This is a genomic window from Marinobacter sp., from assembly GCF_033722195.1.
Classification (GTDB): Bacteria; Pseudomonadota; Gammaproteobacteria; order Pseudomonadales; family Oleiphilaceae; genus Marinobacter.
In genome coordinates this window covers 1-16,352 of record NZ_JAWVZL010000014.1, presented here as the reverse complement: position 1 = coordinate 16,352, position 16,352 = coordinate 1, and the positions used below count along the sequence as shown (strand labels likewise).

General features: G+C 63.5%; 15 protein-coding genes. 14 read left to right on the top strand and 1 reads right to left on the bottom strand.

Going from position 1 to position 16,352, the window contains the following annotated elements:
* From mlaD to R3280_RS04365, 9 genes are all read left to right on the top strand, one after another.
* Window positions 1-450, top strand: a complete 450-nt coding sequence (mlaD, locus tag R3280_RS04405) for an outer membrane lipid asymmetry maintenance protein MlaD (RefSeq protein WP_318997365.1) — start codon at window positions 1-3, stop codon at window positions 448-450.
* 70 nt (window positions 451-520) lie between these two features.
* Entirely contained in the window at window positions 521-1,177 is a 657-nt protein-coding gene (locus R3280_RS04400; protein WP_318997364.1) for an ABC transporter substrate-binding protein, read from the top strand.
* Window positions 1,174-1,503, top strand: a complete 330-nt coding sequence (locus tag R3280_RS04395; RefSeq protein ID WP_318997363.1) for a lipid asymmetry maintenance protein MlaB — start codon at window positions 1,174-1,176, stop codon at window positions 1,501-1,503. Before R3280_RS04400 ends, R3280_RS04395 begins: the two co-directional genes overlap by 4 nt.
* A gap of 73 nt (window positions 1,504-1,576) precedes the next feature.
* Complete coding sequence (locus R3280_RS04390; protein ID WP_318997362.1) at window positions 1,577-1,822, top strand: BolA family protein; 246 nt, start codon at window positions 1,577-1,579, stop codon at window positions 1,820-1,822.
* 66 nt (window positions 1,823-1,888) lie between these two features.
* Window positions 1,889-3,151: a UDP-N-acetylglucosamine 1-carboxyvinyltransferase gene (gene murA, locus R3280_RS04385; RefSeq protein ID WP_318997361.1), complete on the top strand. Its 1,263-nt coding sequence runs from the start codon at window positions 1,889-1,891 to the stop codon at window positions 3,149-3,151.
* Window positions 3,152-3,165: 14 nt separating this feature from the next.
* The gene (hisG, locus tag R3280_RS04380) at window positions 3,166-3,804 is read left to right on the top strand and encodes an ATP phosphoribosyltransferase (protein ID WP_318997360.1); all 639 of its coding nucleotides are present in this window, start codon (window positions 3,166-3,168) and stop codon (window positions 3,802-3,804) included.
* Between the two features lie 72 nt (window positions 3,805-3,876).
* Complete coding sequence (gene hisD / locus R3280_RS04375) at window positions 3,877-5,196, top strand: histidinol dehydrogenase (protein ID WP_318997359.1); 1,320 nt, start codon at window positions 3,877-3,879, stop codon at window positions 5,194-5,196.
* Window positions 5,193-6,254 (top strand): histidinol-phosphate transaminase, encoded by a 1,062-nt coding sequence (hisC, locus tag R3280_RS04370; protein ID WP_318997358.1) that lies wholly within the window; start codon window positions 5,193-5,195, stop codon window positions 6,252-6,254. Before hisD ends, hisC begins: the two co-directional genes overlap by 4 nt.
* Before the next feature lie 59 nt (window positions 6,255-6,313).
* Window positions 6,314-7,057, top strand: coding sequence for a Nif3-like dinuclear metal center hexameric protein (locus R3280_RS04365; RefSeq protein ID WP_318997398.1), 744 nt, complete (start codon window positions 6,314-6,316; stop codon window positions 7,055-7,057).
* Between the two features lie 69 nt (window positions 7,058-7,126).
* Here R3280_RS04365 and R3280_RS04360 read toward each other — a convergent pair whose 3' ends face one another.
* The gene (locus R3280_RS04360) at window positions 7,127-7,564 is read right to left on the bottom strand and encodes a YhcB family protein (protein ID WP_318997357.1); all 438 of its coding nucleotides are present in this window, start codon (window positions 7,562-7,564) and stop codon (window positions 7,127-7,129) included.
* A gap of 195 nt (window positions 7,565-7,759) precedes the next feature.
* Between R3280_RS04360 and zapE the strand changes: the two genes are divergently transcribed.
* The 5 genes from zapE to R3280_RS04335 form a co-directional block, all read left to right on the top strand.
* The gene (gene zapE / locus R3280_RS04355; RefSeq protein ID WP_318997356.1) at window positions 7,760-8,857 is read left to right on the top strand and encodes a cell division protein ZapE; all 1,098 of its coding nucleotides are present in this window, start codon (window positions 7,760-7,762) and stop codon (window positions 8,855-8,857) included.
* A 67-nt stretch (window positions 8,858-8,924) separates the two neighbouring features.
* Window positions 8,925-10,109 (top strand): thiolase family protein, encoded by a 1,185-nt coding sequence (locus R3280_RS04350; RefSeq protein WP_318997355.1) that lies wholly within the window; start codon window positions 8,925-8,927, stop codon window positions 10,107-10,109.
* A 320-nt stretch (window positions 10,110-10,429) separates the two neighbouring features.
* A complete protein-coding gene (locus tag R3280_RS04345; protein WP_318997354.1) occupies window positions 10,430-12,331 on the top strand; it encodes a DUF1302 domain-containing protein in 1,902 nt (633 codons plus the stop codon).
* A 34-nt stretch (window positions 12,332-12,365) separates the two neighbouring features.
* The gene (locus R3280_RS04340; protein ID WP_318997353.1) at window positions 12,366-13,727 is read left to right on the top strand and encodes a DUF1329 domain-containing protein; all 1,362 of its coding nucleotides are present in this window, start codon (window positions 12,366-12,368) and stop codon (window positions 13,725-13,727) included.
* Window positions 13,728-14,003: 276 nt separating this feature from the next.
* A partial coding sequence (locus tag R3280_RS04335) for a helix-turn-helix transcriptional regulator (RefSeq protein ID WP_318997352.1) occupies window positions 14,004-16,352 on the top strand: 2,349 nt, incomplete at its 3' end.

Here is a 16,352-nt window from a genome sequence, read left to right as displayed (position 1 = left end):
ATGACACAACGTACGACGGAGATCCTGGTGGGTCTGTTCATGGTGGCCGGCTTCGCCGCGCTGCTGATGCTGGCCCTCAAGGTCAGCGGGCTGTCGCTGGAGCCGGCCGGCAACACCTACACCCTTTACGCCAATTTCAATGACGCCGGCAGCCTGGCGCCTCGCGGCAAGGTCTCCATGGCGGGGGTGACCGTGGGCCGGATCCGGGATGTCAGCCTGAACCAGGAAACCTTCCAGGCCCGGGTCGCCATCGAGATCGACGCCGAAGTGGACAGCATTCCCAAGGACAGCATGGCGGTGATCCGCACCTCGGGGCTGCTGGGAGAACAGTACATCGATATTTCCGTGGGGGGCTCCATGGAGTCATTGTCGGACGGGGATCGTTTCTACGAGACCCAGTCCGCAATGAACCTGGAGCGGATGATCAGCAATTTTGCATCGGGGCGCTAGTTTGCGTCGTATCGCCCATCGGCAGCCGGCCAAAGGCTGCACGGGGGACTTGTCACAAAAGGAGACAGTTATGTTGATTCACTGGCACCGACTGCCGGTTCTGGCCCTGCTAATGGTGACCCTGCTGGGGTCCGCTCAGGCCAGCGCCAGCGAGGAGGCCCTGCGGGAATACGTTGAGCGCAACACCGAGCAGCTGGTGCAAAAGCTCAATGAAGAGCGGGAGCTCTACAAGAACGACCCAGAGGCCTTCTACCAGAGCATGGACCAGGCCCTCAGTGACTTCGTCGATTTCCGCCGTATCGCCGCCCGGGTCATGGGCCGCTACGCCCGCCAGGCCACGCCTGAGCAGCGCGACGAGTTTGTCCGGGTGTTCAAGCGCAGCCTGTTTGATTCCTACGCCCAGGCGCTGGTCGACAGCGAGGACTTCACCATCCGGGTGACCGACGCCACCATCGACCCCAACAACGGTGACAGGGCGCTGGTGAACATGGAGGTGGAAACCGCGTCCGGCAACAAGTACCCGGTTACCTATTCCATGTACCGCAATGACCAGGACAAGTGGTTGATGGAAAACGTCATCGTGGAGGGGGTCAATATCGGCCTGGCCTTCCGTGACCGCTTCGCCCAGGACATGGAAGCCAACCGCGGCAACATCGACAAGGTCATCGCAGGCTGGAGCGATGCGGTGGAAGCCATCGACATCGATGGTGATGGTAACAACCAGTGACCGGCACTGACACCACCCCCGCCCGCATCGTCGTGGGTGACCAGGGCCGCCTTACGCTGGCCGGCGAGGTCACCGCCGACTCGGCACTGGCCCTGAGGGCCGACGGCGAGGCCCGCATTCGGGCCGCCCGGAGCACTGGCCAGACCGAACTGGTGATGGACCTGGCCGGGCTGGCCACGGCCAGCAGCATCGTGCTGTCGCTGCTGCTGTGCTGGCAGCGTCTGGCCCGCTCGGAAGGTCTGGCGTTGACGTTCATCGGCACCGGCGAGCGCCTGCGCTCGCTGGCCGGCCTGAGCAGCCTCGAAGCCGGCCTGCTGGACCACTGAGCGGCTTGTTTAGCCTTGCCCCGGAATTAGGTACAATTCCGCTCCTGATTTGAAACCACGCCGAGGACGCCTTATGGAAGCCCAACAAGTAGCCGAACTGGTGAAGAAGGAATTGCCCGATTGCGAGATCGAAGTGCGCAACGAGGGTAATCATTACCTGGTAATCGCCATCGGTGACCGGTTCGAGGGCATGAGTCCTGTCAAGAAGCAGCAACTGGTCTACGGAGCCCTCAACACCCAGCTCGCCGAAGGTACCATCCACGCCCTCACCATCAAGGCCTTTACGCCGGCCCAATGGCAAGCTCGCCAGGCTCAGTAAGCAGCCTGCCAATCAATTTCCGGTACCGCGACGGGTCCGGCACAAGACCAAAACAGGATATTGACTGTGGACAAACTTCTGATTCGTGGCCGCAAGCCGTTGGACGGCGAAATCCGGATCTCCGGTGCCAAGAACTCGGCGCTGCCCATTCTGGCGTCCACTCTGCTGGCGGATGAGCCGGTGACGGTCGGCAACCTGCCGCACCTGAACGACATCACCACCATGATCGAGCTGCTCGGGCGCATGGGCGTCGAGCTGATGATCGACGAGAAGATGAGTGTCGAGGTCCACGCCAACACCATCAAGCATTTCCACGCCCCCTACGAGCTGGTCAAGACCATGCGGGCCTCCATCCTGGTGCTGGGACCGCTGGTGGCCCACTTCGGCGAAGCCGAGGTCTCCCTGCCCGGTGGCTGCGCCATTGGCAGTCGCCCGGTGAACCTGCACATCCATGGCCTCGAGATGATGGGGGCCGAGATCAAGGTCGAGAACGGCTACATCAAGGCCAAGTCCAACGGACGGCTCAAGGGCGCTCACATTTTCCTGGACACGGTCACCGTGACCGGCACCGAGAACCTGATGATGGCGGCGGCCCTTGCCGAGGGCAAAACCATCCTGGAGAACGCCGCCCGGGAACCGGAAGTGGTGGACCTGGCGGAGTGCCTGATCGCCATGGGCGCGGACATTCGCGGCCATGGTACCGCCACCATCGAGATTCACGGTGTCGAGCGCCTGCATGGCTGCCACTATGACGTTCTGCCGGACCGGGTGGAAACCGGCACCTATCTGGTGGCGGCGGCGGCCACCGGTGGCCGGGTGAAGCTGAAGGACACCCGCGAGGACCTGCTGGAGGCGGTGCTGCTGAAGCTGCACGAAGCCGGCGCCAACATCAGCACCGGCAAGGACTGGATCGAGCTCAACATGAAGGGCAACCGGCCCCGTTCGGTGAGCCTGCGGACCGCGCCCTATCCGGCCTTTCCCACCGATATGCAGGCCCAGTTCGCGGCTCTGAACACGGTGGCCGAAGGCACCGGTACCATCGTAGAGACGGTGTTCGAGAACCGTTTCATGCACATCCAGGAGCTGATCCGCATGGGCGCGGACATCACACTGGAGGGCAACGCCTGCATCATCAAGGGCGTTGACCACCTGACCGGCGCGCCGGTGATGGCCACCGACCTGCGGGCCTCCGCCAGTCTGGTGATCGCCGGCCTGGTGGCAGACGGTGACACCATCGTGGACCGCATCTACCACATCGATCGCGGCTACGAGTGCATCGAGGAGAAGCTTCAGCTGCTGGGTGCCAGCATCCGCCGGCTGCCGGCCTGACCACGGGAAGGACCATGACCGATAGCATTACCATCGCCCTGTCGAAGGGCCGGATCCTCAAGGAAACCCTGCCGCTGCTGAAAGAGGCGGGCATCGAGCTGCTGGATGACGTCGAAAAATCCCGCAAGCTCGTATTTCCCACCACCGACCCGGCAGTGCGGGTGCTGATCCTGCGGGCCACCGACGTGCCCACTTACGTCCAGTACGGCGGCGCCGACCTGGGAGTGACTGGCAAGGATGTCCTCATGGAGCATGGTGGCGAGGGCCTCTACGAGCCGCTGGACCTGAACATCGCCCGCTGCCGGTTGATGACCGCGGGGCCGGTGGGCACCCCGGCGCCCCAGGGCCGGCTGCGGGTGGCCACCAAATTCGTCAACCTGGCCCGGCGCTACTACGCCTCCCAGGGTCGCCAGGCGGACATCATCAAGCTCTATGGTGCTATGGAGCTGGCGCCGATCCTGGGCCTGGCGGACGAGATCGTCGACATCGTGGACACCGGCAACACCCTCAAGGCCAATGGTCTGGAGGCCCGGGAGCTGATCGATCACATCAGCACTCGGCTGGTGGCCAATCGCGCCAGCATGAAGATGAAACACGCGCAACTGCACCCTATCATTGAGCAGATGGGTGCCGCCGTCGACAGGCGGCGCTGATTACCGGGCCTGCGGTCCCCGCTGGCCCCTGTTGAACGGGCCTTGGCCCACGAAAACCCTGAAGGAATGGATATGACCAAGCCTGAGATCAAACGCCTGTCCGCCGCCTCGGCCGATTTCGACGCCGAGCTATCCCGCCTGCTGGCCTGGGATGACAGTGTGGATCACCAGGTGAATGAGTCGGTGCGGCATATCCTGCACGAGGTAAAAAACCGTGGCGACGCCGCGGTACTGGACTTCACCCGCCAGTTTGATCATCTGGATGTGGCCAGCGTGGCCGAGCTGGAGATGTCACGGGAGCGCCTGCAGCAGGCCCTGGCGGCTATCCCGCAGGACCAGCGCCAGGCCCTGGAGCAGGCGGCCGAGCGCATACGTGACTATCACCAGCGCCAGCGTCAGGAGTCCTGGCAGTACCAGGATGCCGACGGGACCGTGCTGGGCCAGCAGGTGACCCCGCTGGACCGGGCCGGGCTCTATGTACCTGGTGGCAAGGCCGCCTATCCGTCGTCGGTGCTGATGAACGCCATTCCCGCCAAGGTGGCCGGAGTGGGGGAGGTCATCATGGTGGTGCCCACTCCCAAGGGCCTGGTCAACGACATGGTGCTGGCGGCGGCCGCCATTGCCGGTGTCGATCGGGTGTTCACCCTGGGCGGGGCCCAGGCGGTGGCGGCCCTGGCCTACGGCACCGAGACGGTGCCGCCGGTGGACAAGATTGTCGGCCCGGGCAACATCTATGTGGCCACCGCCAAGCGTGAGGTCTTCGGGGTGGTGGGTATCGACATGATCGCCGGACCCTCCGAGATCCTGGTGATCTGTGACGGCGCCACCGATCCGGACTGGATTGCCATGGACCTGTTTTCCCAGGCCGAGCACGACGAACAGGCCCAGTCCATCCTGATCAGTCCCGACGGCACCTTCCTGGACCGGGTCCAGGCCAGCATCAATAAACTGCTGCCCACCATGGAAAGGGCGGAGATCATTGCCGAGTCCCTTGCCAGCCGCGGTGCCTTTATTGAAGTGGCAGACCTGGAGGAAGCCGCCCGGGTCTCCAACCGCATCGCCCCTGAGCACTTGGAACTGTCCGTGGCCGAGCCCGAGGCCCTGATGGCCCGGATCAGGCATGCCGGCGCCATTTTCCTGGGCCGCTACACCGCCGAGGCGCTGGGTGACTACTGCGCCGGCCCCAACCACGTGCTGCCCACCTCCGGCACCGCGCGCTTTTCCTCGCCGCTGGGTGTCTACGACTTCCAGAAGCGCTCCTCCATCATCGGTTTTTCCGCCGCCGGCGCTGACCGCATGGGCCGGGTGGCCTCGGTGCTGGCCCGGGGCGAGGGTCTGACCGCTCACGCCCGCTCGGCGGAGTACCGCACCAGCGATGGGGACCTGTCATGAGCCGGTTCTGGAGCCCGCTGGTTCACGAGCTCAAGCCCTACGTGCCGGGCGAGCAGCCCAAGATCGCCAACCTGGTGAAGCTCAATACCAACGAGCACCCGTTCGGCCCCTCACCCCGGGTGATCGAGGCCATCCAGGCCGAGCTTGGTGACAACCTGCGGCTCTACCCGGATCCCACCGGCGAGCGCCTGCGGAAAACCCTGGCCAGCTATCACGGCGTGGCACCGGAGCAGGTGTTCCTGGGCAACGGTTCGGACGAAGTGCTGGCCCATATTTTCCAGGGCCTGTTCCAGCACGACCAGCCGCTGCTGTTCCCGGACATCTCCTACAGTTTCTACCCGGTCTATTGCGGGCTTTACGGCATCGAAGCCAGGCCGGTACCGCTGACCGAGAGCTTTGAGATCGACGTGGCGGACTATCGCCAGCCTAATGGCGGCGTGATCTTCCCCAACCCCAATGCCCCCACCGGCCGCTACCTGCCGCTGACGCAGGTGGAGGAGATCGTTCAGGCCAACCCGGAACGGGTCGTGGTGGTGGATGAAGCCTACGTGGATTTCGGTGGCCAGACCGCCATCGCCCTGGTGAACCGGTACGACAACCTGCTGGTCTGCCAGACCCTGTCCAAGGCCCGCTCCCTGGCTGGCCTGAGGGTGGGTTTTGCGATCGGCCACCGGGACCTGATCGAGGCCCTGGAACGTATCAAGGACAGCTTCAACTCCTACCCGCTGGATCGTCTGGCGCTGGCTGGCGCCATAGCGGCCTACGAAGACGAGGCCTATTTCGAGCAGGCCCGTCAGGCGGTCATCAGCGAGCGGGAGCGGCTGGCATCGGGGCTGGCAGAGCTGGGCTTCCGGGTCTTGCCGTCAAAGGCCAACTTCGTGTTTGCCAGCCACCCGGAGCACGGCGGCCAGGCGCTGGCCCAGGGTCTGAGGGAGCAGGGCATCATCGTTCGGCATTTTGCCAAACCCCGCATTGATCCGTTCCTGCGCATCACCGTCGGCCGGCCGGACCAGAACGACGCCCTGCTGAACGCGTTGCCCGCCCTGTTGGGGCGCTGAACCGACCGAGCGGGGCCGACCGGCCCCGCAAAAGCTGCCAGGAGACCGCTATGAGCACCATGGCCCGTCGCCAGGACATCATGACCACCCTGGATGAATGGCTTCAGCCGGAACGTTTCCAGGACTATTGCCCCAACGGCCTTCAGGTGGAGGGCCGCCAGCAGGTCCGCCGTATCGTCAGCGGTGTCACGGCCTCCCAGGCCCTGATTGACGCCGCCATCGAGGAGGGCGCGGACCTGATCCTGGTACACCACGGTTATTTCTGGAAGGGCGAGGACCAGCGCATCACCGGCATGAAGCGCCGTCGGCTGCAGGCCCTGCTGGCCGGGGAGATCAACCTGGTGGCTTACCACTTGCCGCTGGACGATCACCCACTCTATGGCAACAACCAGCAGTTGGCGCGAATCCTGGGCATCGAACAGGCGGAACCGCTGGACGGGCTGGTGTGGCATGGGTTTTTGCCAGAGCCGCTGTCACCCGCGGCACTGGCCGATCATCTGGCGGAGAGGCTGGGTCGGCGACCGCTGCATGTGGGCAATGGCCAGGCCGACATCCGCCGCCTGGCCTGGTGCACGGGTGCGGCCCAGGGATTTATCGGCAAGGCCCTGGCGGGCGGCGCGGACGCCTTCATCAGTGGGGAGATTTCCGAACCCACCACCCACAGCGCGCGGGAGGAGGGCATTCACTATTACGCCGCCGGCCACCACGCCACCGAACGCTACGGCGTTCAGGCCCTGGGGCAGGCGCTGGCGGAAACATTCGGCGTGGAACACCGGTTCATCGATTGCGACAATCCGGTCTGAGGCTTGTCGGGGGAGGTCTGGTCCGGGGTCAGATGAAGGCTTTCATCTGACCCCAGGCTCACGCCAGCCTCAGGCCCGCTCTTTCTGATCTTTTCTGAGGCCAAAATCCTCGGCCAGGGTGCCCTTGTCTTCCGGGCTGCTCTTGGGTGCGTAGTCCCGCGGCGGCTCGTAGCCGTCGTCGGTCTTGCCGGTCAGGCGGGCTTTCTCCGATGATTTTTCCACTTCCTCCAGCCAGTCCTCGTCGTTGGCCAGGCGGTTGGCGCCACGGGCCATGTGCTGGTTGACGTCACGGTAGGCGTCATTGAACCGGCGCAGCAGATGGGCAGACTCCATGAAGTGTTCGTTGACCTGGGCCTGGTAGCGGGTGTACTCGCTCCTGAGTTCATCGATCTGCTGTTCTGCACGGCGGCGGCGCAGACTGGTGCCTGCATTGGAGCGGCCCAGCAGCAGGCCGATCACAAGGCCGACAACGAGAGCGGCGACAGCAATCAGGATCAGGTTCGTCATAAGTCAGTTCATCCTGTGGGTAACGAATCGAATTCCATCTGTGGACAGTATAACGTCTGGCCAACCGTGAGCCCATGGCAGGGGTTTGAGCCAATCGTCTAAGCCGTCGGGCTCCGCCATCGCCAAATGGCGAAATTCACCGAAATCAGCGACAATACGCCGCCTGAAATGACACCAGCCGCGAGACCGCTTTTGATGACACCCTGGGAACGCTACCAGCACGATCTCGCCCGCGAGGGCTTTCACAAGGATCCCGCGCAGGAAGACGCCATCCGACGACTGCAGTCACTTTACGACAAACTGGTCGAGGCCGAAAGCCAGCGCAAGAAAACCCTGGTGAAATTCCGCCTGGCCCTGAAGAAGGGGCGGGAAGAGCCGGTGAAGGGTCTTTATTTCTGGGGCGGCGTAGGCCGCGGCAAGACCTACCTGATGGACACCTTCTACGAGGCCCTGCCGTTCGAGCGCAAGATGCGGGTGCACTTCCACCGCTTCATGCAGCGGGTCCACAACGAGCTGAAGCTGCTCAAGGGTCAGAAGAACCCCCTGGATCATGTCGCCAAGCGCTTTGCCGACGAGGCCCGGGTGATCTGCTTCGACGAGTTCTTTGTCTCGGACATTGGCGATGCCATGATCCTGGCGACGCTGCTGGACGGCCTCTTCAGCCGTGGCGTCACGCTAGTGTGTACCTCCAATATCGTACCGGACGGGCTCTACAAGGATGGCCTGCAACGGGCCCGGTTCCTGCCGGCCATCGAGCTGGTGAAGCGCCACACCGAAGTGGTCAATGTAGACGGGGGTGTGGACTACCGCCTGCGCAGCCTGGAACAGGCCGAGCTCTACCATTACCCCCTCGACGAAGGTGCCGACGAGAGCCTGGCGGAGAGCTACAACAGCCTGGCCCTGGAATCCGGATGCCACACCCGGGAGCTGGAGATCAACGGCCGCAAGCTGACCGCCAGATGCCACTCCGACGATGTGGTCTGGTTCGAGTTCCGGGAGCTCTGTGACGGGCCCCGGAGCCAGAACGACTACATCGAACTAGCGCGGGAGTTCCACGCCGTCATCATCAGCAACGTGCCGGTGCTGGGGGGCGACAAGGAGGACCAGGCGCGGCGCTTCGTCAACATGATCGACGAATTCTACGACCGCAACGTCAAGGTCATCATGTCGGCGGCCGCCCCCATCACCGAGCTGTATGCCGGCGGGCGGCTGGCCTTCGAGTTCGAGCGTACCGAATCACGGCTGCTGGAGATGCAGTCGCAGGAGTATCTGGAGGCTCCGCACAAACCCTGAGGCCGTAACGGTCCCGGGTCAGAAACAGAAGCCGACCACGGCTCTTTTTACGCATGAGGAAGAAAGCATGAGTTTGGACAATGTTGTGATTGTCAGCGGCGTTCGCACGCCCATGGGGGGATTTCAGGGCAGCCTGAGCAGTGTCAGCGCCCCTGAGCTGGGTGCCCTGACCATCGCCGAGGCCGTTCGCCGGGCCGGTATCGACGCCGCCGATGTGCAGGAAGTGATCATGGGCAATGTGCTGCCCGCCGGCCTCAAGCAGGGTCCGGCCCGTCAGGCGATGCGCCAGGCGGGACTGCCCGACAGCACCGGTGCCACTACCATCAACAAGCTCTGCGGCTCCGGCATGAAGGCCGCCATGCTGGCCTGCGACCTGATTCGCGCCGGCAGCAACGACGTCATGGTGGCCGGCGGTATGGAAAGCATGTCCAACGCCCCCTACCTGCTGCTCAACGCCCGCAAGGGCTACCGCATGGGCCCCGGCGACGCGCCCCAGGACCACATGTTCCTGGACGGCCTGGAAGACGCCGAGACCGGCCGCCTGATGGGCGCTTTCGCCCAGGACATGGCGGACCAGAAGGGCTTCACCCGTGAGGACATGGACAACTACGCCATCAATTCCCTCAAGCGGGCCCAGCGCGCCATCAAGGAAGGCCTGCTGAAAGAGGAAATCATTCCGGTCACCGTCAAGACCCGCCAGGGTGAAGTGGTGGTGGAAGACGATGAGCAGCCGCTGACAGCCAATCTTGACAAGATCCCGACCCTGCGTCCGGCCTTCAAGAAAGACGGTACGGTCACCGCCGCCAACGCCTCCTCCATCTCTGATGGTGCCTCGGCGCTGGTACTGATGCGTGAGAGCGAAGCCGAGCAGCGCGGCCTCAAGCCCATGGCGCGGATCGTCGCCCACGCCACCCATTCCCAGCATCCGTCGGAGTTCACCTGCGCACCGGTGGGGGCCATCAAGACCCTGTTCGAGAAGGCCGGCTGGAGTCGGGACGAGGTGGACCTGTTCGAAATCAACGAAGCTTTCGCCATGGTGGCGATGATGCCCATCCGCGAACTGGGTCTGGACCCCGACAAGGTCAACATTCACGGCGGCGCCTGCGCACAGGGTCACCCGGTGGGTTCCACCGGTTCCCGGCTGCTGGTCACCCTGATGCATGCGCTCCGGCGCCAGGGTGGCAAGCGCGGCGTGGCGGCCCTGTGCATCGGTGGCGGCGAAGCCACCGCCATGGCCATCGAGATGCTTTGAGCGATAGCCTTCCCCCTCGCCCCTGGTGGGAGAGGGGGAAGGCAGCGTATCTGTGCACTTTTGCCTCACTGGTTGCCTCGTTAATTTGTGTCTATAGTGAGGCAAGGCAATGGGGACCGGGCGGGGTGTCGGGCCTTTGTCCTGCCGGTATGAGTGCAAAATCATACTTTTGACTGATCAAGCGTCCTACCGGCTTAGCTATAGTGCCACTATCACAGAGGAGTCTGTGCGAGCACCAGCACTGTGTGCGAGAAGCCTCCAGCATCGTGAAGACCAATAACTAGAGCAGCGACTCAGAACAACAACGGAGTAGCCTTCCAATGACAAGAAAAACCCACCCGTGGCAGCAATGGGCAAAACTGCCCCTGGCTGCGGCTATTGCAGCTGGCATTTCCGGTCAGGCGTCAGCGTTTTCTTTCTATGTCGGGGATGTAGAAGCCTCACTGGACACCACCCTGTCGGCCGGTGCCACATGGCGTGTGGAAGATCGGGACAAGCGCCTGATCGGTCAGGGTAACCTGGGTCCTGAATACACCCCTGGTCAGCCTCTCGCCAATATCGGCGCCTCCACCAACAACTACGACGACGGCAACCTGAACTTTGAGAGCGGCGAGACCGTCTCCAAGGTGGTGCAGGGCCGTACCGATCTCTACCTGAACTACAACACCGACAACGACTACCTTACCCGCGTCGGTGGTTTTGTCCGTGGTCGTTATTACTACGACTTCGAGCTGAAAGACGAGAACCGCGCAGTGGATTTCGTTGGCCAGCAGCGCGAACTGAACGAGGAAGCCAAGGACAACGCCTCCGGCGCCGATCTGCTGGACGCTTACATCTTTACCGACTGGTATCTGGGCGAGACGCCGCTGAGCGTCCGTTACGGCAAGCAGGTGGTGAGCTGGGGTGAGAGCACCTTCATCCAGGGTGGCATCAACACCATCAATCCCATCGACGTACCGGCTTTCCGTGCGCCGGGCTCCGAACTGAAGGACGCCCTGCTGCCAGTGGAAATGCTGTACATGTCCGCTGGCATCCTGCCGGACCTGACCCTGGAAGCCTTTGTCCAGACCGACTGGGAGCCGGTCAAGCCGGATGATTGCGGCACCTTCTTCTCCACCAACGACTTCGCCGCCGACGGCTGTGGACCTGTTCTGCTGGCCGGCGCCCTGCCGGACTCCCAGGCCTTCGCCCAGGGTTTCATCGCGCCCCGTATCGGCGACCGTCGCCCGGATGACAAGGACCAGTTCGGCGTGGCCCTGCGCTGGTACGTGCCGGCCCTGAACGACTCCGAGCTGGGCTTCTACTACATCAAGTACAACAGCCGTCTGCCCTACGTCAGTGGTCTGGTGAACAACCCGTCCAGCCCCAGCGGCACTCAGCAGAACGACCCGAGCCTGCCGTTCTCCAGCTTCCCGAGCTATTTCATCGAGTACCCGGAGAACATCAATCTTTATGGCATCAGTATCAACACCACCACTCCCGGTGGCTGGTCGCTGGGCGCGGAATACAGTTTCCGTGACAACATGCCGCTGCAGTGGAACGCGTTCGAGCTGATCTTCGGCGGCCTGCAGCAGCGTGGCCCCAATGGCGAGACTCTGAGTGACTTGGAACGCCAGCGTAGAGAAGAGAACCCGGGTGCCAACCTCGCGGGCAAGCCGGTTGACGGTTACGACCGGTTCAACGTGTCCCAGGCCCAGTTCACCCTGATCAAGTTCTTTGACCAGGTAATGGGCGCCAGCCGCCTGTCGTTTATCGCCGAAGTGGGTGGTACCTACGTACACGACCTGCCAGACTACGACGAGGCCCGTTACGGCCGTTCCGGTACCTTCGGTATTGGTACACTCCCTTTGGATGGAGCCAACTTCACGGGTGACTTCTGTGTGGCAGGCGCCAATATCAATACCAACTACTGTAATAACGAAGGCTTTACCACTGACTTCTCCTGGGGTTACCGTGCCCGCTTTGTGTGGGATTACCCCAACGCCTTTGCCGGTGTAAACCTGCAGCCGCAGTTGGCCTGGTCCCACGACGTGAAGGGCTATTCGCCCCAGCCCGGGGGCGCCTTCAACGAGGGCAGCAAGTCGGTTGGCCTGTCGCTGGCAGGTGTCTACCAGAACCAGTACTCTGCAGAAATCGGCTACACAAACTTTTTCGGCGGCAAGCCGTATAACGAGTTGACCGACCGCGACTTCGTCAGCGCGAGCGTGTCCTACTCGTTCTGATCGGGCCCCGAATTCGTTTAACGAGGAATTTTCGATGAAACTGAACAAGAAACTGATTGCCTCGGGTGTCCTCGCGGCATCCCTGTTCGCCGGTAACGCCTTCGCAGCGGTGTCTGCGGAGGAGGCCGCGAAGCTGGGCAATTCCCTGACCCCCATGGGTGCGGAGAAGGCCGGCAACGGCAACGAGATCCCGGCCTGGGACGGCGGTCTGACCACCATTCCGGCCGGCTATAAGGGCGACGGTATCTACGTCAACCCGTTCAAGGACGAGCAGCCGCTGTTCGTCATTGACCAGAGCAACGTGGACCAGTACGCCGACAAGCTCTCACCGGGCCAGGTGGCGATGATCAACAAGTACAGCGACTACAAGATGCCGGTGTACAAGACTCATCGGACCTCCACCTATCCCCAGGAGATCATGAACGAGACCATGCAGAATGCCACCAAGGTGGAGCTGGTCGCCGGTGGTAACGGTCTGCAGAACTACCAGAACGCCACCCCGTTCCCGATCCCGCAGAACGGTCTCGAGGCCATCTGGAACCATATCACTCGTTACCGGGGTGGTTCGGTCAGCCGAAACGTGGGGCAGGTTACGCCCACGGCCGACGGCAGCTACAGCGTGGTCAAGTTCCAGGACGAGCTGACCTGGCGTGCGTTCCTGACCGACTATGACCCGAACGAAGACGCCAACGTGCTGTTCTACTTCAAGCAGGCCATCACTGCGCCGTCCCGTCTTGCCGGTAACGTCCTGCTGGTCCACGAGACCATCAACCAGGTCCAGGAACCCCGCCGTGCGTGGGTATACAACGCCGGTCAGCGCCGCGTTCGCCGTGCGCCCCAGGTGGCCTACGACGGACCGGGTACCGCAGCCGACGGCATGCGTACCTCAGACAACTTCGACATGTACAACGGTGCACCTGACCGCTACAACTGGGAGTTGCTGGGCAAGAAGGAAATGTACATCCCGTACAACTCCTACAAGCGGACCGATCGTGACCTGACCTACGACCAGATCGTCAAGGCCGGCCACATCAACCAGGACTACACCCGCTACGAGCTGCATCGGGTATGGCACGTGCGCGCCACCCTGAAGCCGGACGCGCGCCACATCTACGCCCAGCGTGACTTCTACATCGACGAGGACAGCTGGCAGGCCTCCGTGATCGACCACTACGACGGTCGCGGCGAACTCTGGCGTGTGGCGGAAGCCCACAACATGTTCTTCTACGATCAGCAGGTACCCTGGTACGCCCTGGAGACCCTCAACGACCTGCTCTCCGGCCGTTACCTGGCCCTGGGTCTGACCAACGAAGAACCCGAGCCCTACAGCTTTGGTGTCGAGCGGTCCTCCCGCGACTACACCCCGGCTGCCCTGCGTCGCGCAGGTACCCGGTAAGACCAGGTTGAGATCAAAAACCGGCGCCTTGTGCGCCGGTTTTTTTATGCCTCACAGCAGCCCTTTGCGCCTGAAATTCGCCGCCGAAATCATTTTTTACCGTCAGCGTTTTGCGCCCCACCCATGGTTTGGTTTAACCTTTAGTCGATAAGACCAACGGCTACTCTCTGGAGGTTGCCGGGGCCTCTCCATACTCGACGTATCAGGTTTCATTTCAGGGCAGGTTTCGGACGTTCATGGGTTTGAACGCTGCCAGTGACTCTGACGGGGCATCGATTGAAACAATTTGACGAAGGCTCTGCGGCCAACGACGAGTACCTGTCGCTGGCCGGTGGCGGGCAGGCCGGAGAGCTGATCTGGGACCTGCTTCAGCATCGTATCAAAAGGCCACGGCGGCTAGCGCCGGCCATCGAACTTTCACGGATTCGCGAGCGGTTTGGCGGTGCCCTGCAACGGGACGGCGTGCTGCACCTGGAGGCGCCGGCCGGTTTCGGCAAGACCCAGGCCCTCAATCACGCCCTGGGAGACCGGGACGAGGATTCAGTGAGCTGGGTCAACCTGACCGCCCACGACAACGATCCCTCACGCCTGCTGGCCCTGCTCATGCTGGCGTTCAAGCGGCCGGAGCTGCGGCACCAGTCACTGTCCAAACCGGTATCCGGCTCCCTTACCGACGCCCTGACCCTGCTGCTGACCCGCTTCCGGCCCGAGAGTCACCCGGACAACTGCCTCACACTGGTGTTGGACGGTGTCGACCTGCTGGTGACTTCACCGGCCCTGGCCATCCTCGAGCACCTGATCCAGGAGCTGCCGCCCGGGCTGCGGCTGGTGCTGATCTCACGTCAGCCCCTGCCCATTGAAACCCATCGCTACGCCCTCGAGGGCCGCTTCCAGCGCATCACCTCCGAGCACCTGGAGCTGACCCGCCCGGACACCCTGGCGTTCTTTGAGGATGCCATGGCCACCGGCCTGCTGACCCTCAATGCGGTGGAGCACATCTATACCCTCAGTGAGGGCTGGCTGACGCCCCTGGCGCTGTACCGCAAGGAGCTGGAGAGCAACGAGCAGGAGCGGCTGCCGATCCAGGAGGCCCAGAGCGTCACCCGCTTCATGCACGACGCCCTGTTTGGCCGTCTCACCCCTGGCCAGCAGCGGTCCCTTTGCCTGATGGCGGAGTTTGACGCCATCTGCGATGACCTGTTCATGCACATCGCCGACCCTACCAGTGACCCGGGTTTCTGTCCTTCGGTGGCGGCCGGCCGAGGCCTACCGATCCGCTCGGTGCCGGGCCGCGGGCGCTGGTTTCGCTTCAACCCGCTGGCCCGGGACTGGCTGCTGGCCCGCGGTGTACCCGGCGCCCAGGCCCGGGCGCGGATCGCCAGCGGCTGGTTCGAATCCCGGGGCGACTATTCCGAGGCACTGCGCTATGCCCTGATCAGTCACGACACTGAACTGGCTTTGACCATGGCCTCGGCCGGCTCGGAGGCCCTGCTGGTGAGCCAGGACACCGCCTCGCTGCTTCGCCTGCGGCGTTCCCTGCCGGCAGACCTGATCCAGAAGAGCCCGCGCCTGCGGGTGGTCTACGGCTGGGTGCACGCCATCGGTGGCCAGTTCCGCGAGGCCCGCAAGCTGGTGGAGTCCCTGGATGCCAGCGAGGAAGGCCTGCTGGAGGGCCGAGTGGCCGCCCTGCGGGCCTTTATCCTGCGGGGTGAGGGCGACATCGACCACTCCCTGTCGGAGGCCGACAGGGCGCTAACGGAAACCGGTCTTACCACCCACGCCCGCTTCATGTCGCTGCTGGTGCGCTCCAGTGCCCTCTGTGCCCGGGGCCGGTTTGGCGAGGCCCGCAGTGCCAATCGCAGCGCCTCCCGCCTGGCCCGTGAAATTGGCGACGCCGGCTGCGAGATGCTGGCGGTGTACGATCATGCCCGCATTGAACTGGGCAAGGGCTACCTCAAGCGGGCGGAGCAACTGTTCCGGCACGGCCTGGACACCGGACTGAGCGATCCCACCCGGCCGCCCCGGATCGGCGAGGGCAGGCTGCAGCTGGGGCTGGCGCTGGTGCTCTGGCATCAGGGCCGCAACACCGAGGCGGCCCGGGTCCTGGTGCATTACGCCCGTTACGCGGAACAGACCCGGGACCTGGCGTTCCTGGCGATCATGGCCTTGCGGGCACTGATTGCCAAGGCTGAGGGCGACATCGACCAGGCCTTTTCCTGGATCGGCCAGGCGGAGCGCACCATGCAGTTGTGGCACGTGGACGACGCCGTCTACGAGCCGGTACTGGAGACGCTGAAAGTCACCTGCTGGCTGGGCCAGCAGCAGTACGACAGTGCCGGCGCCGCCCTGGACAAGCTCCGGCCCTACCGCAGCGAAGGCCGGGTGCCGGACCTGTTCCCCATGCTGCCGGGCCTGCTGGACACCCTGCAGATTCGCTACGCCCTGTCCCAGGGCCGCGGCGAGTCCGCCCGCAGCGAGATCGAAAGCCTCAAGGGCAACCGTGCCCAGCCTTTCGGCCTGCAGCTCTACGGTGGCCTGCTGGAAGCGCTGGCGAACCTGCACAGCGGCCACCGGGATAAAGCCCTGGCGGGTCTGGCCGAGACCATCGACAAGGCCGCCGAGGCC